Annotated in this window: 22 protein-coding genes; 12 read left to right on the top strand and 10 right to left on the bottom strand. The window is 30.6% G+C overall.

All coding sequences use genetic code 11. The features are described from left to right. Nucleotides 1–797: 797 nt before the first annotated feature. From B3792_RS13855 to B3792_RS13830, 6 genes are all read left to right on the top strand, one after another. Nucleotides 798–1,787 carry an IS110 family transposase gene (locus B3792_RS13855; protein ID WP_115000475.1) on the top strand — a complete coding sequence of 330 codons (990 nt, stop codon included), beginning with the start codon at nt 798–800 and terminating at the stop codon, nt 1,785–1,787. 586 nt (nt 1,788–2,373) lie between these two features. After that, nucleotides 2,374–4,002, top strand: coding sequence for a helix-turn-helix domain-containing protein (locus B3792_RS13850; protein WP_181816306.1), 1,629 nt, complete (start codon nt 2,374–2,376; stop codon nt 4,000–4,002). A 133-nt stretch (nt 4,003–4,135) separates the two neighbouring features. Further along, a complete protein-coding gene (locus tag B3792_RS13845; RefSeq protein ID WP_291069953.1) occupies nt 4,136–4,891 on the top strand; it encodes a hypothetical protein in 756 nt (251 codons plus the stop codon). Next, entirely contained in the window at nt 4,888–5,304 is a 417-nt protein-coding gene (locus B3792_RS13840) for a DUF5675 family protein (protein WP_306822320.1), read from the top strand. Before B3792_RS13845 ends, B3792_RS13840 begins: the two co-directional genes overlap by 4 nt. Further along, nucleotides 5,291–5,518 carry a hypothetical protein gene (locus tag B3792_RS13835; protein WP_115000470.1) on the top strand — a complete coding sequence of 76 codons (228 nt, stop codon included), beginning with the start codon at nt 5,291–5,293 and terminating at the stop codon, nt 5,516–5,518. Before B3792_RS13840 ends, B3792_RS13835 begins: the two co-directional genes overlap by 14 nt. 275 nt (nt 5,519–5,793) lie before the next feature. Continuing rightward, complete coding sequence (locus B3792_RS13830) at nt 5,794–5,973, top strand: hypothetical protein (protein ID WP_286496310.1); 180 nt, start codon at nt 5,794–5,796, stop codon at nt 5,971–5,973. 73 nt (nt 5,974–6,046) lie between these two features. Here the strand turns inward: B3792_RS13830 and mnmE are convergent, their stop codons facing one another. From mnmE to B3792_RS13805, 5 genes are all read right to left on the bottom strand, one after another. Beyond that, nucleotides 6,047–7,444 carry a tRNA uridine-5-carboxymethylaminomethyl(34) synthesis GTPase MnmE gene (gene mnmE / locus B3792_RS13825; RefSeq protein ID WP_115000468.1) on the bottom strand — a complete coding sequence of 466 codons (1,398 nt, stop codon included), beginning with the start codon at nt 7,442–7,444 and terminating at the stop codon, nt 6,047–6,049. A gap of 461 nt (nt 7,445–7,905) precedes the next feature. Beyond that, on the bottom strand, nt 7,906–8,640 hold the full coding sequence (locus B3792_RS13820) for an SIMPL domain-containing protein (protein ID WP_291069950.1): 735 nt from the start codon (nt 8,638–8,640) through the stop codon (nt 7,906–7,908). A gap of 65 nt (nt 8,641–8,705) precedes the next feature. Continuing rightward, complete coding sequence (locus tag B3792_RS13815; protein ID WP_286495510.1) at nt 8,706–9,338, bottom strand: thiamine diphosphokinase; 633 nt, start codon at nt 9,336–9,338, stop codon at nt 8,706–8,708. Then, on the bottom strand, nt 9,331–9,897 hold the full coding sequence (locus B3792_RS13810; RefSeq protein ID WP_125350685.1) for a cob(I)yrinic acid a,c-diamide adenosyltransferase: 567 nt from the start codon (nt 9,895–9,897) through the stop codon (nt 9,331–9,333). The genes B3792_RS13815 and B3792_RS13810 overlap by 8 nt, the downstream gene beginning before the upstream one ends. A gap of 37 nt (nt 9,898–9,934) precedes the next feature. Continuing rightward, on the bottom strand, nt 9,935–11,152 hold the full coding sequence (locus B3792_RS13805) for an MDR family MFS transporter (protein WP_291069947.1): 1,218 nt from the start codon (nt 11,150–11,152) through the stop codon (nt 9,935–9,937). A gap of 124 nt (nt 11,153–11,276) precedes the next feature. On the opposite strand from B3792_RS13805, the gene B3792_RS13800 reads away from it, so the two are divergent. From B3792_RS13800 to B3792_RS13785, 4 genes are all read left to right on the top strand, one after another. Continuing rightward, nucleotides 11,277–12,125 (top strand): DUF6929 family protein, encoded by an 849-nt coding sequence (locus B3792_RS13800; RefSeq protein ID WP_286500656.1) that lies wholly within the window; start codon nt 11,277–11,279, stop codon nt 12,123–12,125. 122 nt (nt 12,126–12,247) lie between these two features. Then, nucleotides 12,248–15,163 (top strand): protein translocase subunit SecD, encoded by a 2,916-nt coding sequence (gene secD / locus B3792_RS13795; RefSeq protein WP_291069944.1) that lies wholly within the window; start codon nt 12,248–12,250, stop codon nt 15,161–15,163. 92 nt (nt 15,164–15,255) lie between these two features. Next, on the top strand, nt 15,256–15,810 hold the full coding sequence (locus B3792_RS13790) for a twin-arginine translocase TatA/TatE family subunit (protein WP_236688155.1): 555 nt from the start codon (nt 15,256–15,258) through the stop codon (nt 15,808–15,810). After that, nucleotides 15,810–16,385, top strand: a complete 576-nt coding sequence (locus B3792_RS13785) for a phosphatase PAP2 family protein (RefSeq protein ID WP_125350689.1) — start codon at nt 15,810–15,812, stop codon at nt 16,383–16,385. Before B3792_RS13790 ends, B3792_RS13785 begins: the two co-directional genes overlap by 1 nt. 108 nt (nt 16,386–16,493) lie before the next feature. On the opposite strand, the gene B3792_RS13780 is transcribed toward B3792_RS13785, so the two are convergent. The 5 genes from B3792_RS13780 to B3792_RS13760 form a co-directional block, all read right to left on the bottom strand. Beyond that, nucleotides 16,494–16,925: a hypothetical protein gene (locus tag B3792_RS13780; protein WP_219034573.1), complete on the bottom strand. Its 432-nt coding sequence runs from the start codon at nt 16,923–16,925 to the stop codon at nt 16,494–16,496. Nucleotides 16,926–16,958: 33 nt separating this feature from the next. Beyond that, nucleotides 16,959–18,107 carry an AI-2E family transporter gene (locus tag B3792_RS13775; protein ID WP_291046547.1) on the bottom strand — a complete coding sequence of 383 codons (1,149 nt, stop codon included), beginning with the start codon at nt 18,105–18,107 and terminating at the stop codon, nt 16,959–16,961. A gap of 145 nt (nt 18,108–18,252) precedes the next feature. After that, nucleotides 18,253–20,421 carry a S46 family peptidase gene (locus B3792_RS13770; protein ID WP_181816304.1) on the bottom strand — a complete coding sequence of 723 codons (2,169 nt, stop codon included), beginning with the start codon at nt 20,419–20,421 and terminating at the stop codon, nt 18,253–18,255. 196 nt (nt 20,422–20,617) lie between these two features. Continuing rightward, nucleotides 20,618–20,758 carry a hypothetical protein gene (locus B3792_RS13765; RefSeq protein WP_291069942.1) on the bottom strand — a complete coding sequence of 47 codons (141 nt, stop codon included), beginning with the start codon at nt 20,756–20,758 and terminating at the stop codon, nt 20,618–20,620. A gap of 6 nt (nt 20,759–20,764) precedes the next feature. Continuing rightward, nucleotides 20,765–21,238: a hypothetical protein gene (locus B3792_RS13760; RefSeq protein ID WP_291069940.1), complete on the bottom strand. Its 474-nt coding sequence runs from the start codon at nt 21,236–21,238 to the stop codon at nt 20,765–20,767. 147 nt (nt 21,239–21,385) lie between these two features. Between B3792_RS13760 and lipB the strand changes: the two genes are divergently transcribed. Both lipB and B3792_RS13750 read left to right on the top strand, forming a co-directional pair. Next, nucleotides 21,386–22,099 carry a lipoyl(octanoyl) transferase LipB gene (lipB, locus tag B3792_RS13755; protein WP_125350693.1) on the top strand — a complete coding sequence of 238 codons (714 nt, stop codon included), beginning with the start codon at nt 21,386–21,388 and terminating at the stop codon, nt 22,097–22,099. Nucleotides 22,100–22,159: 60 nt separating this feature from the next. After that, on the top strand, nt 22,160–24,877 hold the full coding sequence (locus B3792_RS13750; RefSeq protein WP_291069938.1) for a helix-turn-helix and ligand-binding sensor domain-containing protein: 2,718 nt from the start codon (nt 22,160–22,162) through the stop codon (nt 24,875–24,877). Nucleotides 24,878–24,916 lie beyond the last annotated feature (39 nt).

Raw genomic sequence — 24,916 nt, 5'->3', positions numbered from 1 at the left:
TTCAGCTTCTTATTATCGTCAGTCAGAGTGGCGTTTACAAAACGTTGTATCGAAGACTTAGACGATAAATAACGAATGACAAAATCCATTGTTAAAAGTGAATTTGAATTTAGAAAAAGAATAAAGAACTGGCATTAAAACTCTCACGTTAAGAAAATATTTAAATGTAACGTTAAAAAGGTTTTAGCCCGTAGGTTTTTTAAAATCTTTAGTGGAATGAGAATATTTTTAGTAGAGAGGTTTACAGCCTTGACTTGCTTGTGCTGAGCCTGCCGAAGTATTGGTTACTTTTTAGTCAAGTAAAAAGTGACATTAATGAAAAGGAATACCTGAGCCACACCGTGGCTCCTCCTCTTAATTTCAAATGTTTTTGTGTCAAGACAAAAATGAAAGAAGGATAGTGATTTAAAACATTCAATGGCTGAAACTTATTTTGACCGTTGAAAATTAAAGACAAGAGCTTTTCGTTAGTTTTTTTGGATGAGCTTCCCCGGAGGGCATATGAATACCGATAATTAAAATAGATAAGCTATGAATAAAAAAGTGATAAAAAGAGATTCTTCGATAGGCTATTAGATTAGCAACTTTAAATAAGTAGTATTAAATTAGATATAACTGAAGAACCAAAGGAAATGAGGTGAACTAGTTCGAGAATCAAATTAATGATTTATCCTGAGCATTAGTCCTCAATTCCTCTGGGTTCATGTACCATTTAGAATGTTAAGTATAAAGACTTATTAATAGCGATAGTACGAACCCTATTGGTCCTCAGTATTTATTTCCTTAATTATAAAAGTATGAAAAAGTTGTTTATTGGACTCGATGTTTCGAAAGATGTTTTTGATTTTTGTGCACTTAATGATTTAGGTGAACAAGAATCTTCTAAAAAAGTATTTCAAAATTCAAAGCAAGGAATAGATCAATTTTGTAAATCATTGAAAAAATGGAATGATTCTGATATTTTGATATGCTTAGAGCATACAGGTCATTATGGCTATTTATTGAGTTATGAATTAGCAAAAAGAAATTTGAAATATGCTTTAATCAATCCTCTAGAAATAAAAAATTCTATAGGGATGACCAGAGGAAAAAATGATGCGATTGACGCCTATCGTATTGCTTATTACGCATTGACACATTATCGCAAAATTAAACCTCATGTTTTACCTATTGAAGATCTTCAAAAGTTAAAGGCACTAATGGGAATCCGTGATGGATATGTAAAAATAATCGTGCAGTTAAAAAACAGTCTTAAAGCCCTTGAGATTATCAATGAGTCGGTAAACATAAAGTCACAAATAAATGACCATAAACTTTTGATTAAGAGATTTGAAAAATCAATTGATAAGGTGGAAAAGCAAATGATGGAGATCATTAACAAAAATGAGGATATAAAAAAGGCCTTTACTAAGATAAATACAGTAATAGGTGTTGGGATGCTAACTGCGATAAAATGCATCATTGAAACTGATAACTTCACCAAATTTAAAGATGGTCGTAAGTTTAGTTGTCATTGTGGCTTAGCTCCATTTGAATATCAGTCAGGAAGTAGTGTCAGAGGAAGGACAAGAACAAGTTCTCTCAACAATAAAGGATTAAAATCAATCCTTTTTAAAGCTGCTGCCACTGCTATACAACATGACCCACAACTAAAAGGATATTACCTAAGAAAACTAGATCAAGGCAAGCATAAATTATCTGTTTTGAATGCTGTAGCTAACAAAATTGTACTAAGAATATTTGCTGTTGTTAAAAGAGAGGAACCTTTTGTAAAATTAATTGCTTAAATAGTTGGTTTTATCTTAGAATGCTCAGAATGACAAAATCCATCACGAAAGAGAACGAAGAAATTAATAAGAAAAAACAAACAAACCTTATTTCAAAATTTTAATTTTGCTTACCACATTACCACATTACCACATTACCACATTACCACATTACCACATTACCACATTACCACATTACCACATTACCACATTACCACATTACCACATACTCCCAACATCAAGGCAAGATGAAGGCAAGATGAAGGCAACATAGTGGCAGTAGAGTGGCAATAAAGTTGAGGTAATAAAAAAGAGAAGTTTTACTTCTCTTTTTTATTCATCATTTAAGTTTCTTTGAAGTAATCGATTAGACTTATTTGTTCAAAGACATTCAAAACTAGAGATATTTATAGAACAACAAAGATTACAACAAGTACATTTTATAAAAAGAATGTATAATTTATAAATTATACACTTTTAAACGATTAAGTACTTAATAAACGATTTACGATATAAAATAAAGTATTTTAGTAGTAATCAATAAATCTATACCATGAAAAGAGTTGTAGTGTACACATACATACTCTTTCTACTTCCGCTTATAACAATGGCTAATCAAGTTGATTCCTTAGCCTCAAAAGATAATGCCTATCTAATAGAAAAATTGGATGAATTAGTACATGAAAAGCATCATCCAAATGCGATGATCTATGTGCAAGCGTATATAAGAAATGCTAAAAAAGAAAAGGATAAGCTAAATTTATTTTATGCTTATAAAGAAGGAATCTTTTTTTCAAGTCATTTAAATACTCAAATAGAATATGCAGATAGTGCGATAATTACTGCCCGGAAATTAAAAAACAAAGATTTAATAGCAACAGCTTTATTATCAAAAGGGCTAGCCTATTACAAAGCAAAAGATTATAGAGAGGCGTTACAAAATTATTTATATGCAGATCAGGAGTTAAAATATTCAAAAGACCAATATTTATTACATAAAGTAACATTTAATATGGCAATGATAAAAATCAAATTAAATCAATGTAACCAAGCAGAAGAATTGTTGCTGAAATGTAAAAACTTTTTTCAATCAAAACCAGAGAACAAAGATTACCAAGCCTATTTATTAAATACAATATATCAATTAGCATCTCTCCATCAAGAAGTTGGTAACAAAGCAAAAGCGAAAGAATTGAATCAATTAGGATTAAATAAAAGCAAACTTGAAAATAACGAATTTTTCCATAGATACTTTACGATAAATAAAGCAATTGATGAGTTTTTAAATGATCAATTTGTGACGTCTATTCAATTATTATCAACTAAAGAAGATATTTTAATAAAAACGAATGATTTTAATACACTAACCAAAATTTATTACTACAAAGCAAAGGCATTTGATAAATTGAATAATCAACAACATAAAATAATATATTTTAACAAAATAGATAGTATTTTCAATGAATACAACTTCTTAGAAATTAAATATAGACCGATATACGAAAACATTTTAGAGGAAACATTGGTAGCTTCTGATACGAACAGACAACTATATGTAATCAATCAATTATTAAAAATGGATGAGTTAAATTATAAGCTAGATGCAGAAATGAGTCAAGTTGTATACAAAGAATATGACACAGTGCAATTGCTCAAATTAAAGGAAAAAATATTGAATAAGTCTCAAAAATTATATTACGTATTGGCAGCGTGTTTTACTGGAATAATAGTATTGATCGTAGGAATTGTAAAAACTAGAAATAAAAATAAACATTTAATCGAAAAGTACAATCTGTTTATTGAAGAATCTGCTCAATCAAGTTACACAGAACGGAGAATATCGATTAAAGATGAAGAGGATTTGAATAAAGAAGCATTTGAAAGTTTACTATTAAAATTTGAAGAATTTGAGCGGGACAGAGAATTTTTAAACCCTAATATAACAGTAGTAAGTTTGGCAAAATCATTTTCAACAAACACCACTTATTTATCAAAATGTGTCAATCAGTACAAAGGAATTAATTTTCCTTCTTACATCAATCGGTTGAGAATAAAATTTATTACTGATTTATTACAAGAACAACCACAATACCTTAATTATAGTGTAGGGGCATTAGGAGAAATAGCAGGTTATATGAATCCAAGACAATTTTCAAATGTTTTTTACAGTGAAACGGGCTTGCGTCCCTTAGATTTTATAAAAATTCAAAAACAAAAAAATAAAGAAAGTATATAATGGTTTATTAGTGTAATTTATTGACATACAAGGGCTAAAAAAGACTTAGCTATTGCTTTAAACAGATCGCTATTGCAACTTTACAAAACCATTGCGCAATGGAGATCAATGTTTAATTTAAAATTATAAAAAAATGGCGAAGCAAAAAGGCTTTTTAAAACTTAGAGGTTCAATCGGAGATTTAAACTTCTACAAATCAAAAGATGGTTATATGGTGAGAGAAAAAAGCTCTATAGACCGTAATACCATAATGAGTGATCCGCGATTTCAGCGTACCAGAGAAAATATGCAAGAATTTAAGAATGCAGGTACTGCTGGAAAAACACTACGAAACGCATTCAATGCGATCATAAAAAATGCAAAAGACAGCAAATTATCAAGTCGTCTCACAAAAGTAATGCATGGTATCCTAAAAGAAGATACTACAAATGCTCGTGGACAAAGAAATGTACACAAAGGAAATCAATTACTGATGAAAGGCTTTGATTTTAATGCAGGGGCATCATGGTTAAAAACGGTCTTAATTCCTGTACAAGTAGATATAGAACGTACTTCTGGTGAAACAAAATTTACATTAGAAGCATACAAACCCTTAGATGTGATAATAGCACCACAAGGAGCTACCAATTACCGATTTGTAGCAGCTTCTACAGAAATTGATTTTGAGAAGAACGAATACATTACCAAAACATCGTATACCGATTATTATCCATACGATGAGGTAGAAGTGAATGATGTAGAATTATTGAACAATCTTCCTCCAAATTCAGAACATACAATCGCTTTAGCAATTGGAATCGAATTCTACCAAGAGGTGAATACCGTTTTGTATCCATTAAAAAATGGAAGTTTTAATGCAGCACATTTAATCGAAATCAATTTACCATGATGACAATTGTAGTAGAACGAATGTATTATCCGAATGGTACAAATGGTAGCTTATTCATCAACGATAAGTTTATTTGTTATACGATCGAGTTACCATGGAAGGAGAACGAACCCCGCAATTCATGTATACCAGAAGGATGTTATGCAATCCAAAAGAGAAGCTCACCAAAATTTGGTCAACATTTTCTGATTACAAATGTACCCAATCGTTCATTGATTTTGATTCATCCTGCCAATCATGCAAAAACTGAATTACAAGGATGTATAGCTCCAGTAACCATATTAACAGGTGAAGGGAGAGGAGAGTTATCAAGAAAAGCATTTACAAAACTTAAAACTCTAGTAAATGATAAACTTGATCGTGATCAAAAAGTAAGTTTAAGGATTAAAAGTAAACAACATGACAATTATTAATCGCTTTACAGCACCTACACCTAAATTATTCCAACAACTACGAAATATAGGATTAACCTTAGCTGCAATTGGAGGTGTATTAATTGCTGCTCCTATAGCATTACCAGCAACATTAGTGACGATAGGAGGTTATTTGACTGTAGCAGGAGGAGTAATATCAGCTGTCAGTCAATTGACGGTAAACGACAAAAACCAAAGTAATGATGATGAATAATAGTAATACATCGTTAATTGTTGGAACAATAGGAGGAACAATGACAAGTTTGGTAGCGACCATTCAATGGGAACAACTTGTTTATACGATTTGTATGGGAATAGTAGGAGCAATATGCAGTTATGGAACATCATACTTACTGCATAAGAAAAACAACCCTTACGACGAAGACTAAGTGTTTGATTACAAGTAAGATTTGGAAATCTTATTTTATTGATGTAAATTTTAACAACATTCATTTAAGTTTCATTGAGGTAATGCTAATTATTACAGAAATGAAAAATAACGAATTACAAAGAATGGTGATTTATCCGAAAGATGTATCAATTATTACGGGAAAGGGGTATAGGCAAAGTCTACGCTTACTCAATAGAGCAAAGCAGATAATCGGTAAAGAGAAAAAAGACTTCCTAACTTTTGACGAATTTTTGATTGCTTTTAAGATGAAATCGTAAAACCAAAAATGAAAAAGGTTCTCAATTTTTTAATTGAAAACCTTTTTCTATATAACATAATTTTTAATAAGTATTATTTCCCGATGCAAAACTTGCCAAATATCGTCCCTAATATATCTTGATCCACATCTATTTCACCTGTAATATGTCCCAAATATGTTAAAGCTTCACGGATATCCATTGCTAACAAATCCCCTGGAAGTCCCATGTCCATTCCTTGTTTGATCTTTCCAATTTGAGAAAGTGTGTTTTGTAATGCTTCTAAGTGACGAGAGTTCGTAACGATTGTGTCATCCTGATTTGTTCCTTTCAATTTGATTTGATGAATCAGATTTTCTTTCAATGCTTCGATATTATATTGATCTTTAGCTGAAATTTCTAAATGAACAACATCTTTAAACTCTTGTTTGATAGCATCAGAAATAGCTGATTCGTTATTGTTTACATCAATTTTATTGGCAACATTAAACAAGATTTTTCCTCTACGTTGCAAATCATCTAACTGATTCGCAATTTGATTATCAGCAGTTATATTGGCATCATACAAATAGATGATAATAGAAGCATTGTCTATTTTTTCGAATGTTTTTTCAATTCCAATCCGTTCTATCGTATCGCCAGCTTCTCGAATTCCAGCTGTATCAATAAAACGGAACCCAACACCGTCAATATAAATTGTTTCTTCAATGGTATCACGTGTTGTTCCTTCAATATCCGAAACAATAGCACGTTCTTCGTTTAATAATGCATTTAATAAAGTAGATTTTCCTGCATTTGGCGCACCAACAATAGCTACTGGTACTCCATTTTTGATAACATTTCCAAAAGCAAAAGAATCAGCTAAACGTTTTAAGATGGATTGTAATTTATTCAATAAATCATAAAATTGTGTACGATCTGCAAATTCAACATCTTCTTCAGAAAAATCCAATTCTAATTCCATCAAAGCTGCAAAATTGATCATTTGTTCTCTTAAATCTTTGATTTGATTAGAGAATCCTCCACGCATTTGTTTAATCGCAATTTCGTGCGAAGCCTTAGAATCCGAAGAAATAAGATCAGCAACAGCTTCTGCTTGTGTTAAATCCATTTTACCATTCCAAAAGGCTCTGAAAGTATATTCACCTGGATTGGCATTTCGAATGCCTATTTTATTTAAAAGTTCTAAAACTTTTTGCTGAATATAAATCGATCCATGTGTCGAAATTTCTACGACATCTTCACCTGTATATGAATGAGGATTTTTAAATATTGAGAATAATGCTTCGTCAACAATGGTATCTCCATCCATCACATAACCCAAATGTATGGTATGAGAAGAAGCGTCATTCAAAGATTTAGTTGAATTAAATTTTGATTGATAAATCTGAGCAACTTTAGAAATTGATTCTGGTCCAGAAATACGAATAACCGCTATAGCGCCCATTCCATTGGCAGTTGCCAATGCACAAATTGTATCGTTGTTTAGCATAAGGCAAATTTACAACATAATAAGTTGTTGGAAAATTATAATTTATATGATAATTTTTTAAAATGTAAAAATATTTACTGTTAATATATTAATACTTAAAAAGGGATGTTTTTTAACCTGAACTAATTACTGCTACATCTGATGCTATTGGGAAAGAATTTGAGGATCATGAAATTAAAATTTTTAGTCAAATGGTTTTAATCCTATGATTCTAAATTATCATCAACTTATAAAAAATTAGATTTTGATAGATAATTGGCACACTTTTAGTGTTTCTTTTAGAAATTGGAATTTATAATGTCATCAAAGAAAAATTATGCTACAAAAAGAGGTTTTGGAATTGGTAATTTTAGAATTAAAATTGTAGATGTACTTATTGTAATATCCGCTTTGATATTACTTGCAGTAGTATTTAAATAGACAAAAAAGCTTCTTTATATTAAGAAGCTTTTTTATTTATTTTAATTTGAATTATAACTTGCTCTCACTGTAATTTGAGCTGTCTTCTGACGTGATGTTGTATTAAATGATCCACCAGCAGAATACTCTTCATTATCATTTTTACCTGTAATCTGAAAAATACCCAAATCGGCTTGTTTCAATTTTCCTAAACTAGTGCCAGATTTTGTTGCAATATTTTCAGCGCGTTGTTTTGCATTTTCAGAAGCTTTTGCAATCAATTCAAGTTTTAAATCTTCTAATTTCGAGTAATAATAATTTGGATTAGATGAACTCAATTCGATGCCTTGGCTAATTAAAGTTGATATTTCCCGCGAAGCTTTCTCTATTTTATCCAATTCTTTCGATTCGATTGTTGCGTCTTGAGATAGATTATAACCAGTAAATTGACTAATCGAATTTCCGTTTGCATCTGTTCCGTACTGAAAATCTTTTGAAATATTTACCGCTTCAAAAACAATTTCTTTTGGATTGATTCCTTGCGAAATCAAAAAGTTTTTGACAACCGTTTGATCAGCTTTTAATTGATCCGAAGCAATGCGCAAATCATAATCTTTGCGACTAAAAGTTGCACGCCATTTGACTAAATCAGCATTAAAATCTTTCAAAGCATTTCCAGTAACATTGATCGATTCAGAACTTCTGAATTTGTATTTGTAAGCGTTTCCTAATATACATGTTGCAGCAATTAACCCAACGGCTAAAATAGATGCTACAATAACTGAAAATTTATTCATAGTAATTTGGTTTTCAGTAAATGTACAAAAAATACTAAAGATGTATTTCACTGAAAATAGTGAAATTAAGCAATCAAAATAGGAAATTCTTGATCGATGATAAAGATGATTAAATTACCTTCTGAATAATCAATTGTAACCACATCTTCATTGGCTTTGTTACGAGTTCCTATGCGAGAAAGTAAGTTCAAATCTTCGTTATTTAACGGATATTCCAAGCCTTTTGTGACAATGTTTTTACATTCAGGAAAGGGTAGGAGCGAAATTGTTCGTCCAAAATAGCCTTCTAACTTTGTTTGTTTTTCTGCGAAAAAATATTGACTATAATTATCGTAAAATAAAATATTGATTTGATCTTTGAAACGATAAGCCGCATTCAAATTTCCAATAAAATGATCTTGTTGACGACCACTTGCTCCAAAAACATCAACCTGTTCAAAACCTTTATCCAAAATGATTTGTAAGGCTTTTGTAAAATCTGTGTCATTTTGATCTGGAGTAGAAATAACTTCTGTTTCAGGAGGAAACTGACTGATTTCAAAAGAATCAAAATCGCCCGAAATAACATCGGGCGTTATATGTAATTTTTGTAAATAACGAAATGCACCATCTGTACAAAAAATCATATCATAATTTGATGTATCAGGCAGAATAGTTGGAACTTCGCCATTCAAAAATAAAAGTGCTTTTTTATTCACCTGGAATCCATTTTACTTCTTCGTGATTATTGTCTGTGGCAATTTTTCGCCCTAAAACGAACAGATAATCAGAAAGACGATTCAAGTATTTTTGTAATTCTGGACGGATTTCTTCTTCTTCAGCTAAACCAACTGTTAAGCGTTCTGCACGACGACAAATACAACGCGCAACATGTGCATGAGAAGCTGCTTGATTTCCACCTGGAAGAATAAAATGTGTCAATTGTTCTAATTGTCCTTCCAAATCATCAATCCATTCTTCCAATTGAACAATATCTTCTTCAGTAACGGTTTTCGGAATACGAGGTTTACCATTTGCCAAGTATAATTTATCGACTGGCGTTGCTAATTCAGCACCAAGATTGAATAAACCTTTTTGGATGATGATAATTTCTTCCTCTAATGCTGGATCAATTTCATATGAACGAATTAATCCTAAATAAGAATTTAATTCGTCAACTGTTCCGTAAGAATCAATCTTTAAACTATTTTTAGAGACACGTGTTCCTCCATATAAACCTGTTGTTCCTTTGTCTCCTGTTTTTGTATATACTTTCATGTGATTTCAACTTATAATTATCGAAGATAAGAAAATCTTAAATATTTTTTGGTAAAAGTGGTTTAGTAAAAAAGTGATATCCGATAGCTACGATAACTAAAATAACTGTGGTGATTATCCAAAGTATATTAAAACCATAATCGGTAGCAATGTGAGTTCCTAAAAATGGCGAAACAATAAAGGCAATTGCAGCTGTCATTCCGTTCAATCCCATATAAGCTCCTCGGTTATTTTTTTGCGAACGAAAAGCTGTTACCGTTGACATCAAAGGTAAAACAAGCATTTCTCCAATAGACATTAGTCCAATTGCTAAATATAACATACCTAATGTGTGACTAAATGTGAAGATAAAATAACTAATTGCTGTGACAAATGAACCGAAAACTAAAAGTTGTGTAACTGTAAATCTTTTTTCGGTATAATGGATCAACAACATCTCGAATACAACAATGATTATTCCACTGAATCCCATTAATAATCCAATTTCTGTTTGTGTTAAATGAACTACATCTTTGTAAAATAATGGAAGTGTATTCAGAATTTGGAAAAATGCAATAGAGAATAATACACAAAATAGATTAAACACTAAGAAAGGTGTATCGGTGTAAGCATTACGTTCTTTTTCGACCACTGTTTTTTCAGATACATTTTCTGTGGCAGCATTTCGTTCTTTTCGTCCATTGAAAAAGAAAAAGAATACAATTCCGGCAATTAAAGCGGCTCCTGCATTGCAATAGAATAATAAATCATACGAATAATTAGATAAAAAACCTCCCATTGATGGACCAATAGAGAAACCTAAATTAACCGCCATTCTATTCAACGAAAAAGCACGAGTGATATTTTCTTTTTTAGCATAACGTGTGATAGCAACTGAGTTTGCAGGACGAAACATTTCGCTAATAATACTCAAAACAAGCATAATAATAGCAAAAGATTCTACCGTTTTGAAATAAGGTAAAATCAAAAACATTGGAGCACTTAGAAATAAACTGATAGCTTGTACTTTAAAGTTTCCGATTTTATCTGTTATCCAACCTCCAAGCCAAGAACCAATTACAGAACCAACTCCAAAACAACTCAAGACTATTCCCGAGTTTTCCAAAGAAAATCCTAATTCGGAGATCATATAAATTCCTAAAAATGGTAAAACCATCGAACCCATTCGGTTCAACAACATTACGATGGCTAACATCCAAGATTCTTTCGAAAGTCCGCTGTAGGCGTCAATGTAAATTTTTAGAATTTTTTTCATCTCTCAATTTTCTTTTTAAATGCTACAAAGTTAAGTTCTTTTTTTACAAAAAATCGGTTATTTATCAAGGTTTCTGATATTCTTTGATTACTTTTGAAACCTCTTAAAAACAAATCTTACATCTATGTTGTTTTACAATTTCATTCTTAAGGTTTTAATTGTCATAAATGGGCTTGGAGCGGCATCAGGATTAGTGGTTGATAAACACCATGTTTACACGATTTCCGATGATAAAGCACATTTGTACGTTTACAATAAAAAGAAAAAAGAAGTGGATAAAGTTGATTTGAATCCAGAAGTAAAATCAAAACATATCACCAAAAAAGATAAACCAGATTTTGAAGCGATTACAAAATTTGACAATCATTTGTATATTCTTGGTTCGGGTTCTAAGGAAAATCGTTTCGATTTGATTTCATATAACATCAAAACTAAAGAGGTACAAAACGATAATTATAGTTTTCTTTTGGATGAATTTTTAAAAGTTTCGAATTTATCTAAAAAAGATTTTAACATCGAAGGAATTATTACAGATGGACATTGTACATATTTTTTCAACAGAGGAAATGGACCTGCTGGTGTAAATGGAATTTATAGAGTGGGAGGTAAGATAAATGATTTGAGAGGGAAAACAATTGATTTTTTTCCAATCACTTTGCCTAAAATCAACAATGAAACGACTACTTTTTCGGATGCTATTTTAGTAGATGGAAAAGTTTTGTTTACAGCAACAGTAGAATCTAAAAGTACAACTCAGTTTAATGGAGAAATAAAAGGTTCTATTATTGGTGAGTTAGATTTAGCTACAATGGAGGTTACGCGTTGGCAAAAAATTTCGGATGATAAGAAAATCGAAGGTTTAGCGTTGTATAAAGAATCTGGAAAGAATTATACCTTGTATTTGTGCGAAGATAATGATGATGACTCTAATAAAGCGTCAATTTATATCTACAAATACCAAAAGGAAATCTAATTTTTTTGAATAAAGAATTTCGAAATACGGACATCGATTTTCGATTTATTCTTAAAAAATTGTGAAAGTATTTTCAAGACTATTATATTTGTCCGTCAAAATTTATTTATCAATTAAACATTATGCGAGGAAGATGGCTCATTGCAGCATTTGCAATTATTTTAAGTCTCTTGTGTATCAGACAACTAAGTTATACTTGGTACACAACTAAAGTGGAGCATGAGGCGGCGCGCTTGGCGAGTAAGCCAGAAGACGAACCAAGAATTTTAGATAGCTTGGCTCAGCATCCTCTTGATTTGGGAATTATTAAGTACGATTATGGGTATGCCAAAAACAATGAAATCAATTTAGGATTAGATTTGAAAGGTGGTATCAACGTAATTTTACAAGTTTCTGAAAGAGATTTAATCGAGAATTTATCAGCGAAAAGTCAAAACCCTATGTTGGCAACGGCTTTGGATGCTACAGATAAAGCTCAAAAAACAAACGGTAACGTACCTTATGTCGAATTATTTTTTCAAGAATTTGATAAAATAAAAGGAGGAACAAAATACGCAGCTGCAGATTTGTTTGGAAACAAAAACAATGCAGATAAAATTGCGTACAATGCTTCTGACGATCAGGTAAAAGAAGTAATCCGTAAAGATATCGAAGCTAAAGTTGCAACAGCTTATGATGTAATTAGCTCTCGTATTAATCAATTTGGTGTTGTTGAGCCAGTAATTCAACGTTTAGGTGATAAAGGTGATGGACGTATCTTGGTAGAATTACCAGGTGTTTCTGACACTGACCGTGTAAAAAAATTATTACAATCTACAGCAAAATTAGAGTTTTGGCAAGTTGTTCGTCAAGATCCTACAGTTTTACAATATTTTTCTAGCGTTAATACAGAGAAATATAATGTAAAAAATGAGAAAGGAGAAACAATCAAAACTTTAGCAGAAGTTATGCAACCAGCTGGTTCTAACGCAAGTTTTGTTGTGAATGTAAAAGATACTGCTGTTGTAAACCGTGTGATGCAAGACAAAGGTTTTGTACCTGGATTACCAGCAAACATTAGAGGATACAAATACTCTTGGGCGAATAAGCCAATGAATTTAGGTAAACAAGCAAATGATAAATCTGCTCCTAAATTATTAGAGTTTTATGTCTTAAAAGGTAAAAATGGAACGCAAGAACCATTAATTGAAGGAGATAAAGTAGTTTCTGCTGCTGGTGAACGTAATCCTGGTTCTCTTACAAATGAGCCTGTTGTTACAATGCAAATGAACCAAGTTGGTGCACAAGAGTGGTCTCGTATTACAGACGAGTTGAAACCTGCAGGTCCTGGACAACCAGGTCAAGGTGTTGCAATTGTGTTAGACAATATGGTGTATTCTGCGCCAAACATCAGTAATCAAATTACAGGAGGTAATTCTGTTATTTCTGGAAACTTTACAATTGATGAAGCAAAAGATTTAGCAAACATTTTACAAGCAGGTTCTTTACCAGCTTCATCTAAGATCGTTTCTGCAGAGGTTGTTGGTCCATCATTAGGACAAGAAGCAATTAACAGTTCGTTAATCGCTTTCGGTTGTGCATTTGCATTGGTATTAATCTGGATGGTATTTTACTACAGCCGTGCAGGTATCTATGCTAACGTTGCTTTAATCATTAACTTATTATTCTTATTAGGATTCTTAGTATCGCTAAAAGCTACATTATCTTTACCAGGTATTGCCGGGATTATCTTGACATTGGTAACAGGAATGGACGCGAATATCTTGATTTACGAACGTGTAAAAGAAGAATTAAGAAAAGGAAAATCATTACGTCAAGCAGTAGATTTCGCTTATTCATGGAAAGGAGCTTTCTCTGCAATTATCGATGCCAACTCGACATCATTTATCACAGCATTAATTTTATTCTTCTTTGGTAAAGGTCCTGTTGTAGGTTTCGCAACAACGTTTATGATTGGTATTTTTACATCAACATTTACAGCGATTTTTATTACACGTTACTTTGTAGAAGGACGTTTAGTAAAAGGAAAATCTGTTCCTTTTTATACATCATTTACAGCGCACTGGTTACAAAACATTAAAGTTGACTTATTAAAAACAAGAAAAATCTCTTATGCGATTTCAATTGTTTTAACAGTAGTTGCTTTAATTTCTATTTTCACAAAAGGATTTGATATGGGTATCGAATTCCAAGGTGGACGTACATATACAGTTCGTTTTGATAAACATGTAGATCCTCAACAAATTTCTGAAAGTTTGGGTGATGTTTTCGTGTTAGATGGTGAAAAAATGATACCACAGGTGAAAACGTATGGTGGTCAAAATCAAGTAAAAATTACAACAGCATACAAGGCTGACGAAGATGGAACAAATGTAGATGATGAGATTAAAGACAAATTATATGCAGGTCTTAAATCTTATTTACCAGCGAATATGTCTGAAAAAGATTTCTCTGAAGATAATGCTACAATTGGTTTAATGTCTTCTGCAAAAGTAGGTCCTACAATTGCCGATGATACAACAAGAGCTTCTTACATAGCGGTTTCTTTAGCATTAGTTGCAATTTTCTTCTACTTAATCGTGATGTTCAAACGTTGGCAATTCTCATTATCAACTATCATTGCTTTAGCGCATGACGTGGTTATTGTGTTAGGAGTTTTCTCTTTATTCAAAGGAATTTTACCTTTCAACATGGAGATCGACCAAGCGTTTATCGCGGCGATTTTGACGGTAATTGGTTATTCGATGAATGACTCGATTATTATCTTGGATCGTATTCGTGAGAATTTAACAGTTGAGAAAAACCACAACTTGTACGATATTATTAATATTTCTACTTCAGAAACATTATCACGTACAATTAATACGTCTTTATCAACGTTCTTAATCGTATTAATCATTTTTGCATTTGGTGGAGAATCAATCAAAGGATTTATGTTTGCGAAATTAATCGGTATCGTAATTGGTACATTCTCGTCTATTTTCGTTGCATCTCCTTTATTGTACGACTTTACTAAAAAAGGTCAAATGAATAAATAAGATTCAAATTTTAAATAAATTTTAAGAAAGCCATCAAAGAAATTTGATGGCTTTTTTTCTTCTACTAAATTTAGATTTTATACATTTGTTTAGTGAATAGTTTAGTAATATACCCAGCGTTTTTAGACTTCCAGGAAGTCGTGATTATTATGGTGGTTGCTGTAGTGATTTTTGGACCAGATAAAATTCCAGAAATTGCTCGTGGTTTGGGAACTGCTGTGCGCAAATTAAAAGAAGCATCTGAAGATATCAAGCAAGAGATTATGAATCCTGTTCAGGATGTTGATCCTACAAAAGAGATTCAGAATACCATAAAAGAGTTAAATCCAATGAATGAAGTCAAAGATTCTTTTGCGAAAATTAATCCAATGGAAGATTTTCAGAAATCATTTGATGAAGTTCGTAATCCAGTAGATGAAATGCATCAAGCTATTCATCAAGACAATACAGTAAATGCAGCGTTGAAAGATGATGCACCAACTATGAAAGCTGTAGATCCTGTACAGGATTTGGAATTGGATGTGCAAGAAACAACAGAACCCGTTATAGAAAATGTGGTTGAGCCAATTGTGGAAGAACCTGCGGTTGTTGTAGAACCAAAATCTGTAGACGAAGCATTAGGTTTAGGCGGATCAGTAAGTAGGTAATGATACAAGATTATTTTGATTGGGACGTACAAATATTTTTGTATTTCAATAATTTAGGGAATGAAAAATGGGATTGGTTTTGGTTATTAGTAACCGATAAAAAAACATGGATTCCGTTGTATGTCATCTTTCTCATCTTACTTTATGTAAAACTTGGTTGGAAAAAAACCTTATTGGCTGGAGTTTGTATTGCACTGATGATAGCGTGTGCAGATCAATTTACAAATATCTTGAAAAATTCTTTTCAACGTTTTCGTCCATGTTACACCGAGTCGATTCAAGGATTATTTCGCCCGATAGATTGCGAGGGTAGAGGTAGATACGGTTTTACTTCGGCGCATGCATCTAATCATATGGCGATTGCAATTTTTATTGGAATACTTTTGAGACGCTATTACAAATGGTTACTTTATATCTTAATTGTTTGGGCGTTAATGGTTGCTTACAGTAGAGTTTATGTCGGGGTACATTTCACAGGAGATATATTTTTCGGAACACTAATCGGAATATTTTTCTCGATTCTTTTCTTGAAATTGTATTATTTCTTAGAAAAAAAATATTTGAAGAAGAATTAGATTCATAATAAATAAATACAAAAAAAGTCTATAACNNGTTATAGACTTTTTTTGTATTGTCAAACTGAATTTATTTCAGTTTCTCATCCTATTTGATAAAATAAAATTTTATTTATAACGATCTATTATTTTAGAAATATTCTTAGTTTCTTCATTAAATGTTTTCCAATCACAAACAGAATTTAGATTAATAGAATAAGTGCTATTATGATTGGACATACTAATATTTATTTTCCCCACATAGTCTGTGCAAAATATTTCATTTTCATATGGAGTTGTAACTATTTTATAAATATTCTCTTCCAATGCTTTTTTATCGTTCTTAGAAATTTTGAATGATTTTGTTGTGTAATCATTGATATTCTTCCATGTTATAAATTCTATTGAATCAGAGTAATCATAAATTCTTATAGATAAATTTCTATCATCAATTGACATCGTATTATACATATATTTTTTATTTACTTCTTTTTCTAACTTCTTTTCGCAAGAAATACTGAAAATCAATAAACTAAAAATGAACAATAAATTATATTTCATAAATAGCGATAATTATGTAAAATAGAAATCAGACTATTCCAAATTCTCGTCCAACATCTTTGTTTTTTTCTTTGATTTTTTAGCTTTCTTTTTGGCTAAAAATGTATTTAAATCATCATCAATTTCTGTAGAATCTTCATCACCCAAAAGATAACCCCAAGGTTTTAATTCAGTCACATTATCAAAAACAATTTTCATCAACGCAAGTATTGGAATCGATAATAGCATGCCCATAATTCCCCACGTCATTTCTCCAATTACTAATCCAATAATCACAATCAAAGAATTAATTTTTACTTTAGAACCTACAATTTTTGGCATCACTACATTTCCATCAATTGCATGAATTGCAATAAATGCAATTAAAACAAAGAACAATTTTGAAGCTGACATTGTGGCAAATGTGATTATTAGCGTTATAATTAATGAAATAACAATTCCTACATAGGGAACAACATTTAGAACACCAGTTAAAATAGCTAAAACAAATTTGTATTTAAGTCCAAGGATAGAAAATGCAATAAAAGATAAAATTGATACGACTAACATTTGTAAAAATAAGCCAATCAAATATTGTTTGACCATTTTTTGAATAGATGTAATGACGTTATAAACCTGGTCGTGTGTATTTGAATTGAATGCGTAATATAAGAATTTTACTAAATGACGACGATAAATCAACAAGAAAACAATGTATAAAAAAGTGAACAAGACTGTAACAGCCATCGATGAAACAATAGAAATTACTTTTTCGATTACAATTGTACTCGTTTCGATAGTCGTTTTGACATTCTTTGTCAAATATTCCATTTGCGCATGCGAATTAACACCAAAGGTATGGTGAATCCAATCTTGCAAATTCATAAATGCTTCTATGATTTGTTTCTGAAACGTAGGCCATTCATTTGCTATTTCAGCCATTTGTATAGCAATCAAATAGAAAATTCCTAAGATAAATGCTGCAAAAAGCAAGGTGGTAATGATACTTGAAATAACACGTGGAATGCGTAAATATCTTTCGAAAAATGAACAAACGGGTGCTAATAATATTGAAATTAAGAAGCCTAATATTAATGGAACTAAAATTCCTTTACCTATTATTGAAATAAATGTTAAACAAATGATTGACAATAATGTGCAAGTTAGTTTTAAATAAAAAGGCCATTTTCTAATGACTTCCATAATTATGAGTGTTTTATTTTGACAATTTTTTAGATAAGTTGTATAAATATAGTTTTATTTCTTAAGACTTTATTTGAATCTTACGTTTATTTTAATAAAAAAACCACGTTATAAAAACGTGGTTTTCAGAATATAGTGAAAAATATTATTTTTTCTTTGCATTTTTGCTTTCGTCAACGATAGTCATTTCATCAATCAAACGTTGCGCATTAGCATACTTGTCAACTACCCACAAAATATAACGAGAGTCCACCATAATATTACGACAAATCTCTGGATCATAATTTAAATCTGACATTGTTCCTTCCCAAACACGGTCAAAATTCAATCCGATTAATTCTCCTTTTGCATTCAATGCAGGAGAACCAGAATTACCACCAGTTGTATGGTTTGTTGCAATAAAGTTTACAGGTAATTTTCCGTTTTTATCGGCGTATTTTCCGTAATCTTTTTTATCGTATAAACTTAACATTTGTTTTGGTAAATCATACTCATAATCTCCCGGAATATATTTTTCCATTACACCTTCCATGTGCGTTACAGGTTCGTAATAAACCGCATCGCGAGGTTGGTAACCATCAACTTTTCCGTAAGTTACACGTAAAGTTGAATTTGCATCTGGGAAGATTTTCTTGTCTGTAAATACATCCATTTGCGCTTTCATATACGTACGCATCAACTTGTTGATTTTATCTTGATTCGCTAAATATGTAGGCGTTACTTTCGTTTGATTTGCATCTAAAATTAAACGAATTTGAGCAATTAAGGCATCTTCTTTTAAGGCTTTGATAAACTCAGCATCATTTTCAGCCAAAGTTTTGATATTTCCTAAAACAGATTGACCATTAATTTTTTTCGTTCCGTTGATTACCGAATTTCCTAAAGCTGTTTTGATATTTGCAGCAGTTGTAGTTGGTAATAAATTTTGAGGAACAACTTTGAAATAATTATCTGCTAAATCAGAAGAAATTGTTTTATCCAATTCTGGATTATAATCCTTGTGCATAGACGCAACTGTATTCAACGCTTTAGCTTTTGTTTCTGCGTAATTTTTTTGTCCAACCGCATTCAAAATATTGTTCAATGTTAACGCCATTCTGAATGTTTCTGAATTTGAGAAAAACGTTTCAGAATACATTGTGTACGCTAAATTGTAATCTTGATTTGCTTTATTAACTTGATTTAATTCAGAAATAATATTCGAATATTCACCTTTTAATTTCGGATTTTTCGCAATACGATTCATGAATTCTTGTTCATATTGTTGACGTTTTTCTACAGCTTTCGAACGGTTTAATCCTAAAACTTCGCCAATCCATTTTTTATGTGCATTCGAAATACGCGCTTGTTTAGACGCATAAGCGATACGAGTTGCATCGTCTTCACGCATTTTTTTATCAATATGAGATAATGCAATTGTACGCACATTGATACGCGCAGGATCAATTACATCTTTTATTTGCTGGATAGAAGAAGCTGGTAAATATTCGTCCGTCGTACCTGGGAAACCATATACAAACGTGAAATCGTCCTCACTAATTCCCGAAATATTAATTGGTAAGAAATGTTTTGGTTTGTACGGAACATTGTCTGGTGAATAATCTGCAGGTTTGTTGTTTTTATCTGCATAAATTCTAAACATCGAGAAATCTCCTGTATGACGTGGCCAAACCCAGTTGTCTGTATCATTTCCATATTTTCCAATTGCAGAAGGTGGCGCACCAACTAAACGAACATCTTTGTATGTTTCTGTCGTAAATTGGTAATATTTATTTCCTTTGTAAAAAGGTTTGATAAATACTGAACGATAAGCTTCTGTTTTAGTTTTTGCATTAAAATCTTCAATATTTTTCTTGATGATTTTGTTACGATCTTCCTCCGACATATTATCGTTAACACCAGCTAAAATTGCAGTAGTTACATCTTTAATGTCTACAATAAAAGTCGCTGTTAAACCTTCGTTTGGTAATTCGTCTTTCAACTCTTTAGCCCAAAAACCATCTGTTAAATAATCATTTTCTAAAGATGAATGTGCTTGGATTTCTCCATAACCACAGTGATGATTCGTTAATAATAAACCATTTGGAGAAATAACTTCAGAAGTACAACCGCCACCAAAGTGAGCAACTGCATTGTTGATACTTTTATCTCCTGTACTGAAAATGTCTTTTGATGAGATTTTCAATCCCATGTCTTTCATTTCCTTTTCATTCAATTCTGTCGGAATCCACATTCCACCACTTTGTTGTGCAAAAACGCTAAAGTTTGCAAACAAAGCCATTAAAATAGATCCTTTAACGAATAGTTTCTTCATTTTTATTTGATTATTTTATTCTACCGATTTCTTAGAATTCCAAAGATAAAGATTTTTATTCAATCGTTAATGAATTGCTTAAAACCATTATTATTAGTGAGGTTTTAAAGAATAATTTATTCATAAACTTCGATTTTATTAAGATCAATTGAACCAACAATATAGGTGATTAAAAGTGACTGAATGTTTTTATTTATTAAATTTTACCAATCATTTCTATTATTTCTAAAAAACTATTTTCTTTACTAAAACTTTTGATTTTTTCTATTACTTCAGGATAGTCTTTAAATAAAATATACAAATCCGCTTTCGCTTTTTCATATTTTTTGTCTTTCATTCTGATTTAATAAGGATAAGCAATAAGTTTATTGTTTAGATTATTTGCATCCTGAAAAATAAAGTTGAGATAATCTTCTCTAGTTCTACTAATTGGATTATACCCTGCTATAGTAATTAAGTAAATATTAAATTTTCCTTTAGAAACGACTTGCGCAAAAGATTCTTTAATTTTCGTAGTTTGTCCTATCAAAGCATAATTATCAGAGTAAACAACAAGATTTTTTAAAGAGACAAAACTCATTTTATCAATTGTAAAACCAATAATTTCATTCGGATTGTATTTTATCACTTTATCATCTTTCGTTTTTCTAAATTTTAAGTCACTATCATGACTTGGAGTCCATTTAAGCTCTCCATTTAATTCAGATAGATCATTTAATGTAACTTTTCCAGCAACAAAATCTTTGGCAAAAGAATATTCTTGAGCGTTTATAACAAGAGAACTAATCATTAGTGTGATTAATAGAATTGTTTTCATAAAAAATAAATTATTTATGAATTCGAAATTACTTTAAACAATTTATATATGCAATTTTGTTAGATGAAACGATTTAAAGAATAGCTAAGCTAAAATTAATTATTAACTGATTCTTTCGTAAATTTGACATTCGAAACACATTGTGAAATGAAACAAATTGTCGAATTCCAAGATTTAGGAATTAACAGAGATTACCAAGAAATTTGGGATTATCAAGAAAGTCTTTTAGCAGAAAATATAGCCGTAAAACAATATAACAGAGCGCAAGAAAAGGAGGGAAGTTCAGATTTTAAAAACACTAAAAATCATTTACTTTTTGTAGAACATCCGCATGTTTATACACTTGGAAAAAGTGGACATTTAGAAAATATGTTAGCTTCGAGTGATAAATTAAACGAAATAAATGCAACTTTTGTGAAAACGAATCGTGGTGGAGATATTACCTATCATGGACCGCAACAATTAGTTGGTTATCCTATTATGGATTTGGATAACTTCAAGCCAGATATTCATTTGTATATGCGCAATTTGGAGGAAGTGATTATCAAAACTATTGCCGAATATGGACTAAAAGGTGAGCGTTCTCAAGGAGAAACTGGCGTTTGGTTGGATGTAGGTCGACCTTTTGCTCGAAAAATTTGTGCAATGGGTGTTAAGGCTTCACGTTGGGTAACGATGCATGGTTTTGCACTAAATGTGAATACAGATTTGCGTTATTTTGAATACATCGTTCCATGTGGAATTCAGGATAAAGCTGTTGCTTCATTGGAAAGAGAACTTGGACATCAGGTAGATATGAACGAAGTGAAAGCGTTTACAAAAAAACATTTTGCAGAAGTTTTTGATGTAGAATTTAAATAAGATAATTCAAAAATATAATCTATTTTTAAAGACCGTTTTTACGGTCTTTTTTATTGCACAATGAGAAGCTTATTTATTCTATTTTTACTTGTTTCCACTTATAGCAAATCTCAATCGTTTGCGCCAATTATTTCGAATTATTCTAAAAGCGAATATTTGGGCGAATCGCCTATTTGGGATATTACAGAAAATAACAAGCAAGGAAAAGTATATTTTGCGAACAATAGAAATATCTTAGAATATGACGGTAATTTTTGGGAAAAATATTCGCCAAATAGCTTAACAATTATACGTTCTGTTTTTACAATGAATAATGTATTGTATTCAGGTGCATTAAATAATTTTGGATATTGGAAAACGATTGAAGGAAAGAAAGTTTACATTTCAATTTCAGATAAATTCAAAAGTTTTGAAGGATTAGAACAAGAAGAAATCTGGAAAATATTTTATCATAATCGTTCTATTTATTTTCAATCGTTCAATTATCTTTTTCAATTTGATGGTAAAACAGTTAAACGATACAAATTACCTGCGCTTTCTTCTTACGTTTATCTGGTGAAAGGTAAAATGTTAGTAGCGACTATTTCTAAAGGTATTTTCGAATTTAATAATGGACATTTTGAGCCGTTATTTGAAATTGAAAAAGGTAAATCAATTGTAATTCATGGAATAGAAAAATATGATAATGATTATTTAGTTGGTACATTAACAGAAGGAATTTTCAAGTACAACAAAACAGCTGGTTTACAAGAGTTCAATGTGGAATTCAATAAAATGCTAAAGAATTATTTAGTGTTAAAAATGATTCGATTAGAAGATAAATTAATCATTGGAACATCAAATAATGGGATTTATGTATATGATTTAAAAACTAATTCTTACAAAAATTACAATCAAAACTCTGGGTTAATCAGTAATACAATCCAAAATATAAGAATAGATTCTAAAGGAAATGCTTGGCTTGGAACGGACAAAGGTATTTCGAAAATAGAATTGAAAAACAAAACTCAACTTTTATATGATTACAATGGTCATTTAGGAAATGTTTTTTCGTTCGACTTTTATAAGGATAATATTTTGCTGGGAACAAATCATGGATTTTATAATTATTCAAATACTTCAAACCAAACAAATTCAGTTCTCGAAAAAGGTTTAATTTGGAATATAACAAATATTGATAATACAATTTATGTTTCGGATAGTTGGGGAACTTACATTTATTCAGGACTATTGAATAAGATTTCTTCTACAAATGGAGGTTTTAAATTGATCAAAAATGGAAATAAATTATATCAATCATCTTTTACGGGAATCAATGAATATATACAAGGTTCTCATAAAGAATCTACTAAAGTTTCTAGTTTAACTATTCCTATTATTGATTTTGTTATTGTCGAAAATAAAATTTTAGGAACTGGAAAAAATGGTGGTTTATATTTATTTGATCTTAAAAATAGAACAGGTAAGGAGATATTTTACCAACATAAAAAATTAGTTAATCCGCAAACTATTCTCGAAGATAACAAGGTTTTTGTACTGATTGACGATCAACATTTAGTCCGTTATGATATAAATAAAAATTTATTTTCTGATGAGAATTTAGATTCAAAATTAAAGAATATTAATCGAATTCGTTATTTAAAGGAGAATCGTTATTTAGTTGAAGCGGATAATATTCTGTATTATTCTAAAGTGGAACAGAATAAATTGATTCATTATTTAATTCCAAAAAAATTGTATGATGGAAAATTGGTTGATGACAATTTAACGGCTAAAATCAACGATCAGTTTTTATATATTAACCTCGAAAACGGATTATTGAAATATGATTTAAAATCTATACGTCGTGAATTACCAAAGATTAAAATTAAAGCAAAAATCAATCAAACGGTTTTGAATAATGAACCTAATATAGAGTATTCAAATAATTATATAGATTTTTATGTTTCAATTTTGAATGATGATTTTGCGAATTATCAATTATATTATCAATTAAATAACTCTAAAATTCAACCACTTAATCAGCCAATAATTAATTATAAACAATTAGAAAGTGGTTCATATCAATTGTCAATTTATGCTTTAAAAGATGGAAATTTTGTTGAGTTGAATCATTTTGATTTTCGGGTTAAAAAGATTTGGTATTTATCAAATTTGATGATATTATTTTATATTTTATTAATTGTTGGATCGATTTTGGCTATTTATAAGTATAACAGAATGAAGTTGAAACAAAGTTTCAGAATTAAACAAAAGCAATTTGAATATGAATTGAATTTGATGGAAATGAAACATCAACAAGAGTTGAAAGAATTGAATCATCATAAAGAAAAACAACATTTAGAAACTTCTTTACAAACAAAATCTACAGAATTGGCAGGACAAGCTTTGAAATTAGCTAATCAACGTGCTATGATCCTAGAAATTAATCAATTGTTTTCTCAATTGGAAATGAATGAAATCAATAAAAAGTTAAAAAAGAAATTTGAGAAAACGTTTTCGGAATATAGTTACAACAGAAATGAATGGCAAAATTTCGAATTAAATATTCAGGAAATTCACCAAGATTTTATTAAGAGATTAGCTGACAAGTATTCTAATTTAACTGCGAAAGACTTAAAACTGTGTGTATTCCTTCGAATGAATTTATCAACCAAAGAGATTGCTCCTTTAATGCACCTTAATTATCGATCAGTAGAACTACAACGATATAGATTACGCAAAAAAATGCAAATTCCTTCTGAAATAAACCTAAATAAGTATATGATTAATTTTTAAATATCGGAAAATAAATTACATCATAACTACATCATGTTG

The organism is Empedobacter sp. UBA5924 (genome assembly GCF_002431085.1).
GTDB lineage: Bacteria > Bacteroidota > Bacteroidia > Flavobacteriales > Weeksellaceae > Empedobacter > Empedobacter falsenii_B.
Note: the sequence above shows the minus strand (reverse complement) of the source record. Positions and strands in the feature narration are given on the sequence as shown.

What these genes read in the sequence shown, in the direction of transcription:
- B3792_RS13855 (WP_115000475.1), top strand. Translation starts at nt 798, where the DNA reads ATGAAAAAGTTGTTTATTGGACTCGATGTTTCGAAAGATGTTTTTGAT.
- B3792_RS13850 (WP_181816306.1), top strand. Translation starts at nt 2,374, where the DNA reads ATGGCTAATCAAGTTGATTCCTTAGCCTCAAAAGATAATGCCTATCTA.
- B3792_RS13845 (WP_291069953.1), top strand. Translation starts at nt 4,136, where the DNA reads ATGGCGAAGCAAAAAGGCTTTTTAAAACTTAGAGGTTCAATCGGAGAT.
- B3792_RS13840 (WP_306822320.1), top strand. Translation starts at nt 4,888, where the DNA reads ATGATGACAATTGTAGTAGAACGAATGTATTATCCGAATGGTACAAAT.
- B3792_RS13835 (WP_115000470.1), top strand. Translation starts at nt 5,291, where the DNA reads ATGACAATTATTAATCGCTTTACAGCACCTACACCTAAATTATTCCAA.
- B3792_RS13830 (WP_286496310.1), top strand. Translation starts at nt 5,794, where the DNA reads ATGAAAAATAACGAATTACAAAGAATGGTGATTTATCCGAAAGATGTA.
- mnmE (WP_115000468.1), bottom strand. Translation starts at nt 7,444, where the DNA reads ATGCTAAACAACGATACAATTTGTGCATTGGCAACTGCCAATGGAATG.
- B3792_RS13820 (WP_291069950.1), bottom strand. Translation starts at nt 8,640, where the DNA reads ATGAATAAATTTTCAGTTATTGTAGCATCTATTTTAGCCGTTGGGTTA.
- B3792_RS13810 (WP_125350685.1), bottom strand. Translation starts at nt 9,897, where the DNA reads ATGAAAGTATATACAAAAACAGGAGACAAAGGAACAACAGGTTTATAT.
- B3792_RS13805 (WP_291069947.1), bottom strand. Translation starts at nt 11,152, where the DNA reads ATGAAAAAAATTCTAAAAATTTACATTGACGCCTACAGCGGACTTTCG.
- B3792_RS13800 (WP_286500656.1), top strand. Translation starts at nt 11,277, where the DNA reads ATGTTGTTTTACAATTTCATTCTTAAGGTTTTAATTGTCATAAATGGG.
- secD (WP_291069944.1), top strand. Translation starts at nt 12,248, where the DNA reads ATGCGAGGAAGATGGCTCATTGCAGCATTTGCAATTATTTTAAGTCTC.
- B3792_RS13785 (WP_125350689.1), top strand. Translation starts at nt 15,810, where the DNA reads ATGATACAAGATTATTTTGATTGGGACGTACAAATATTTTTGTATTTC.
- B3792_RS13780 (WP_219034573.1), bottom strand. Translation starts at nt 16,925, where the DNA reads ATGAAATATAATTTATTGTTCATTTTTAGTTTATTGATTTTCAGTATT.
- B3792_RS13775 (WP_291046547.1), bottom strand. Translation starts at nt 18,107, where the DNA reads ATGGAAGTCATTAGAAAATGGCCTTTTTATTTAAAACTAACTTGCACA.
- B3792_RS13770 (WP_181816304.1), bottom strand. Translation starts at nt 20,421, where the DNA reads ATGAAGAAACTATTCGTTAAAGGATCTATTTTAATGGCTTTGTTTGCA.
- B3792_RS13765 (WP_291069942.1), bottom strand. Translation starts at nt 20,758, where the DNA reads ATGAAAGACAAAAAATATGAAAAAGCGAAAGCGGATTTGTATATTTTA.
- B3792_RS13760 (WP_291069940.1), bottom strand. Translation starts at nt 21,238, where the DNA reads ATGAAAACAATTCTATTAATCACACTAATGATTAGTTCTCTTGTTATA.
- lipB (WP_125350693.1), top strand. Translation starts at nt 21,386, where the DNA reads ATGAAACAAATTGTCGAATTCCAAGATTTAGGAATTAACAGAGATTAC.
- B3792_RS13750 (WP_291069938.1), top strand. Translation starts at nt 22,160, where the DNA reads ATGAGAAGCTTATTTATTCTATTTTTACTTGTTTCCACTTATAGCAAA.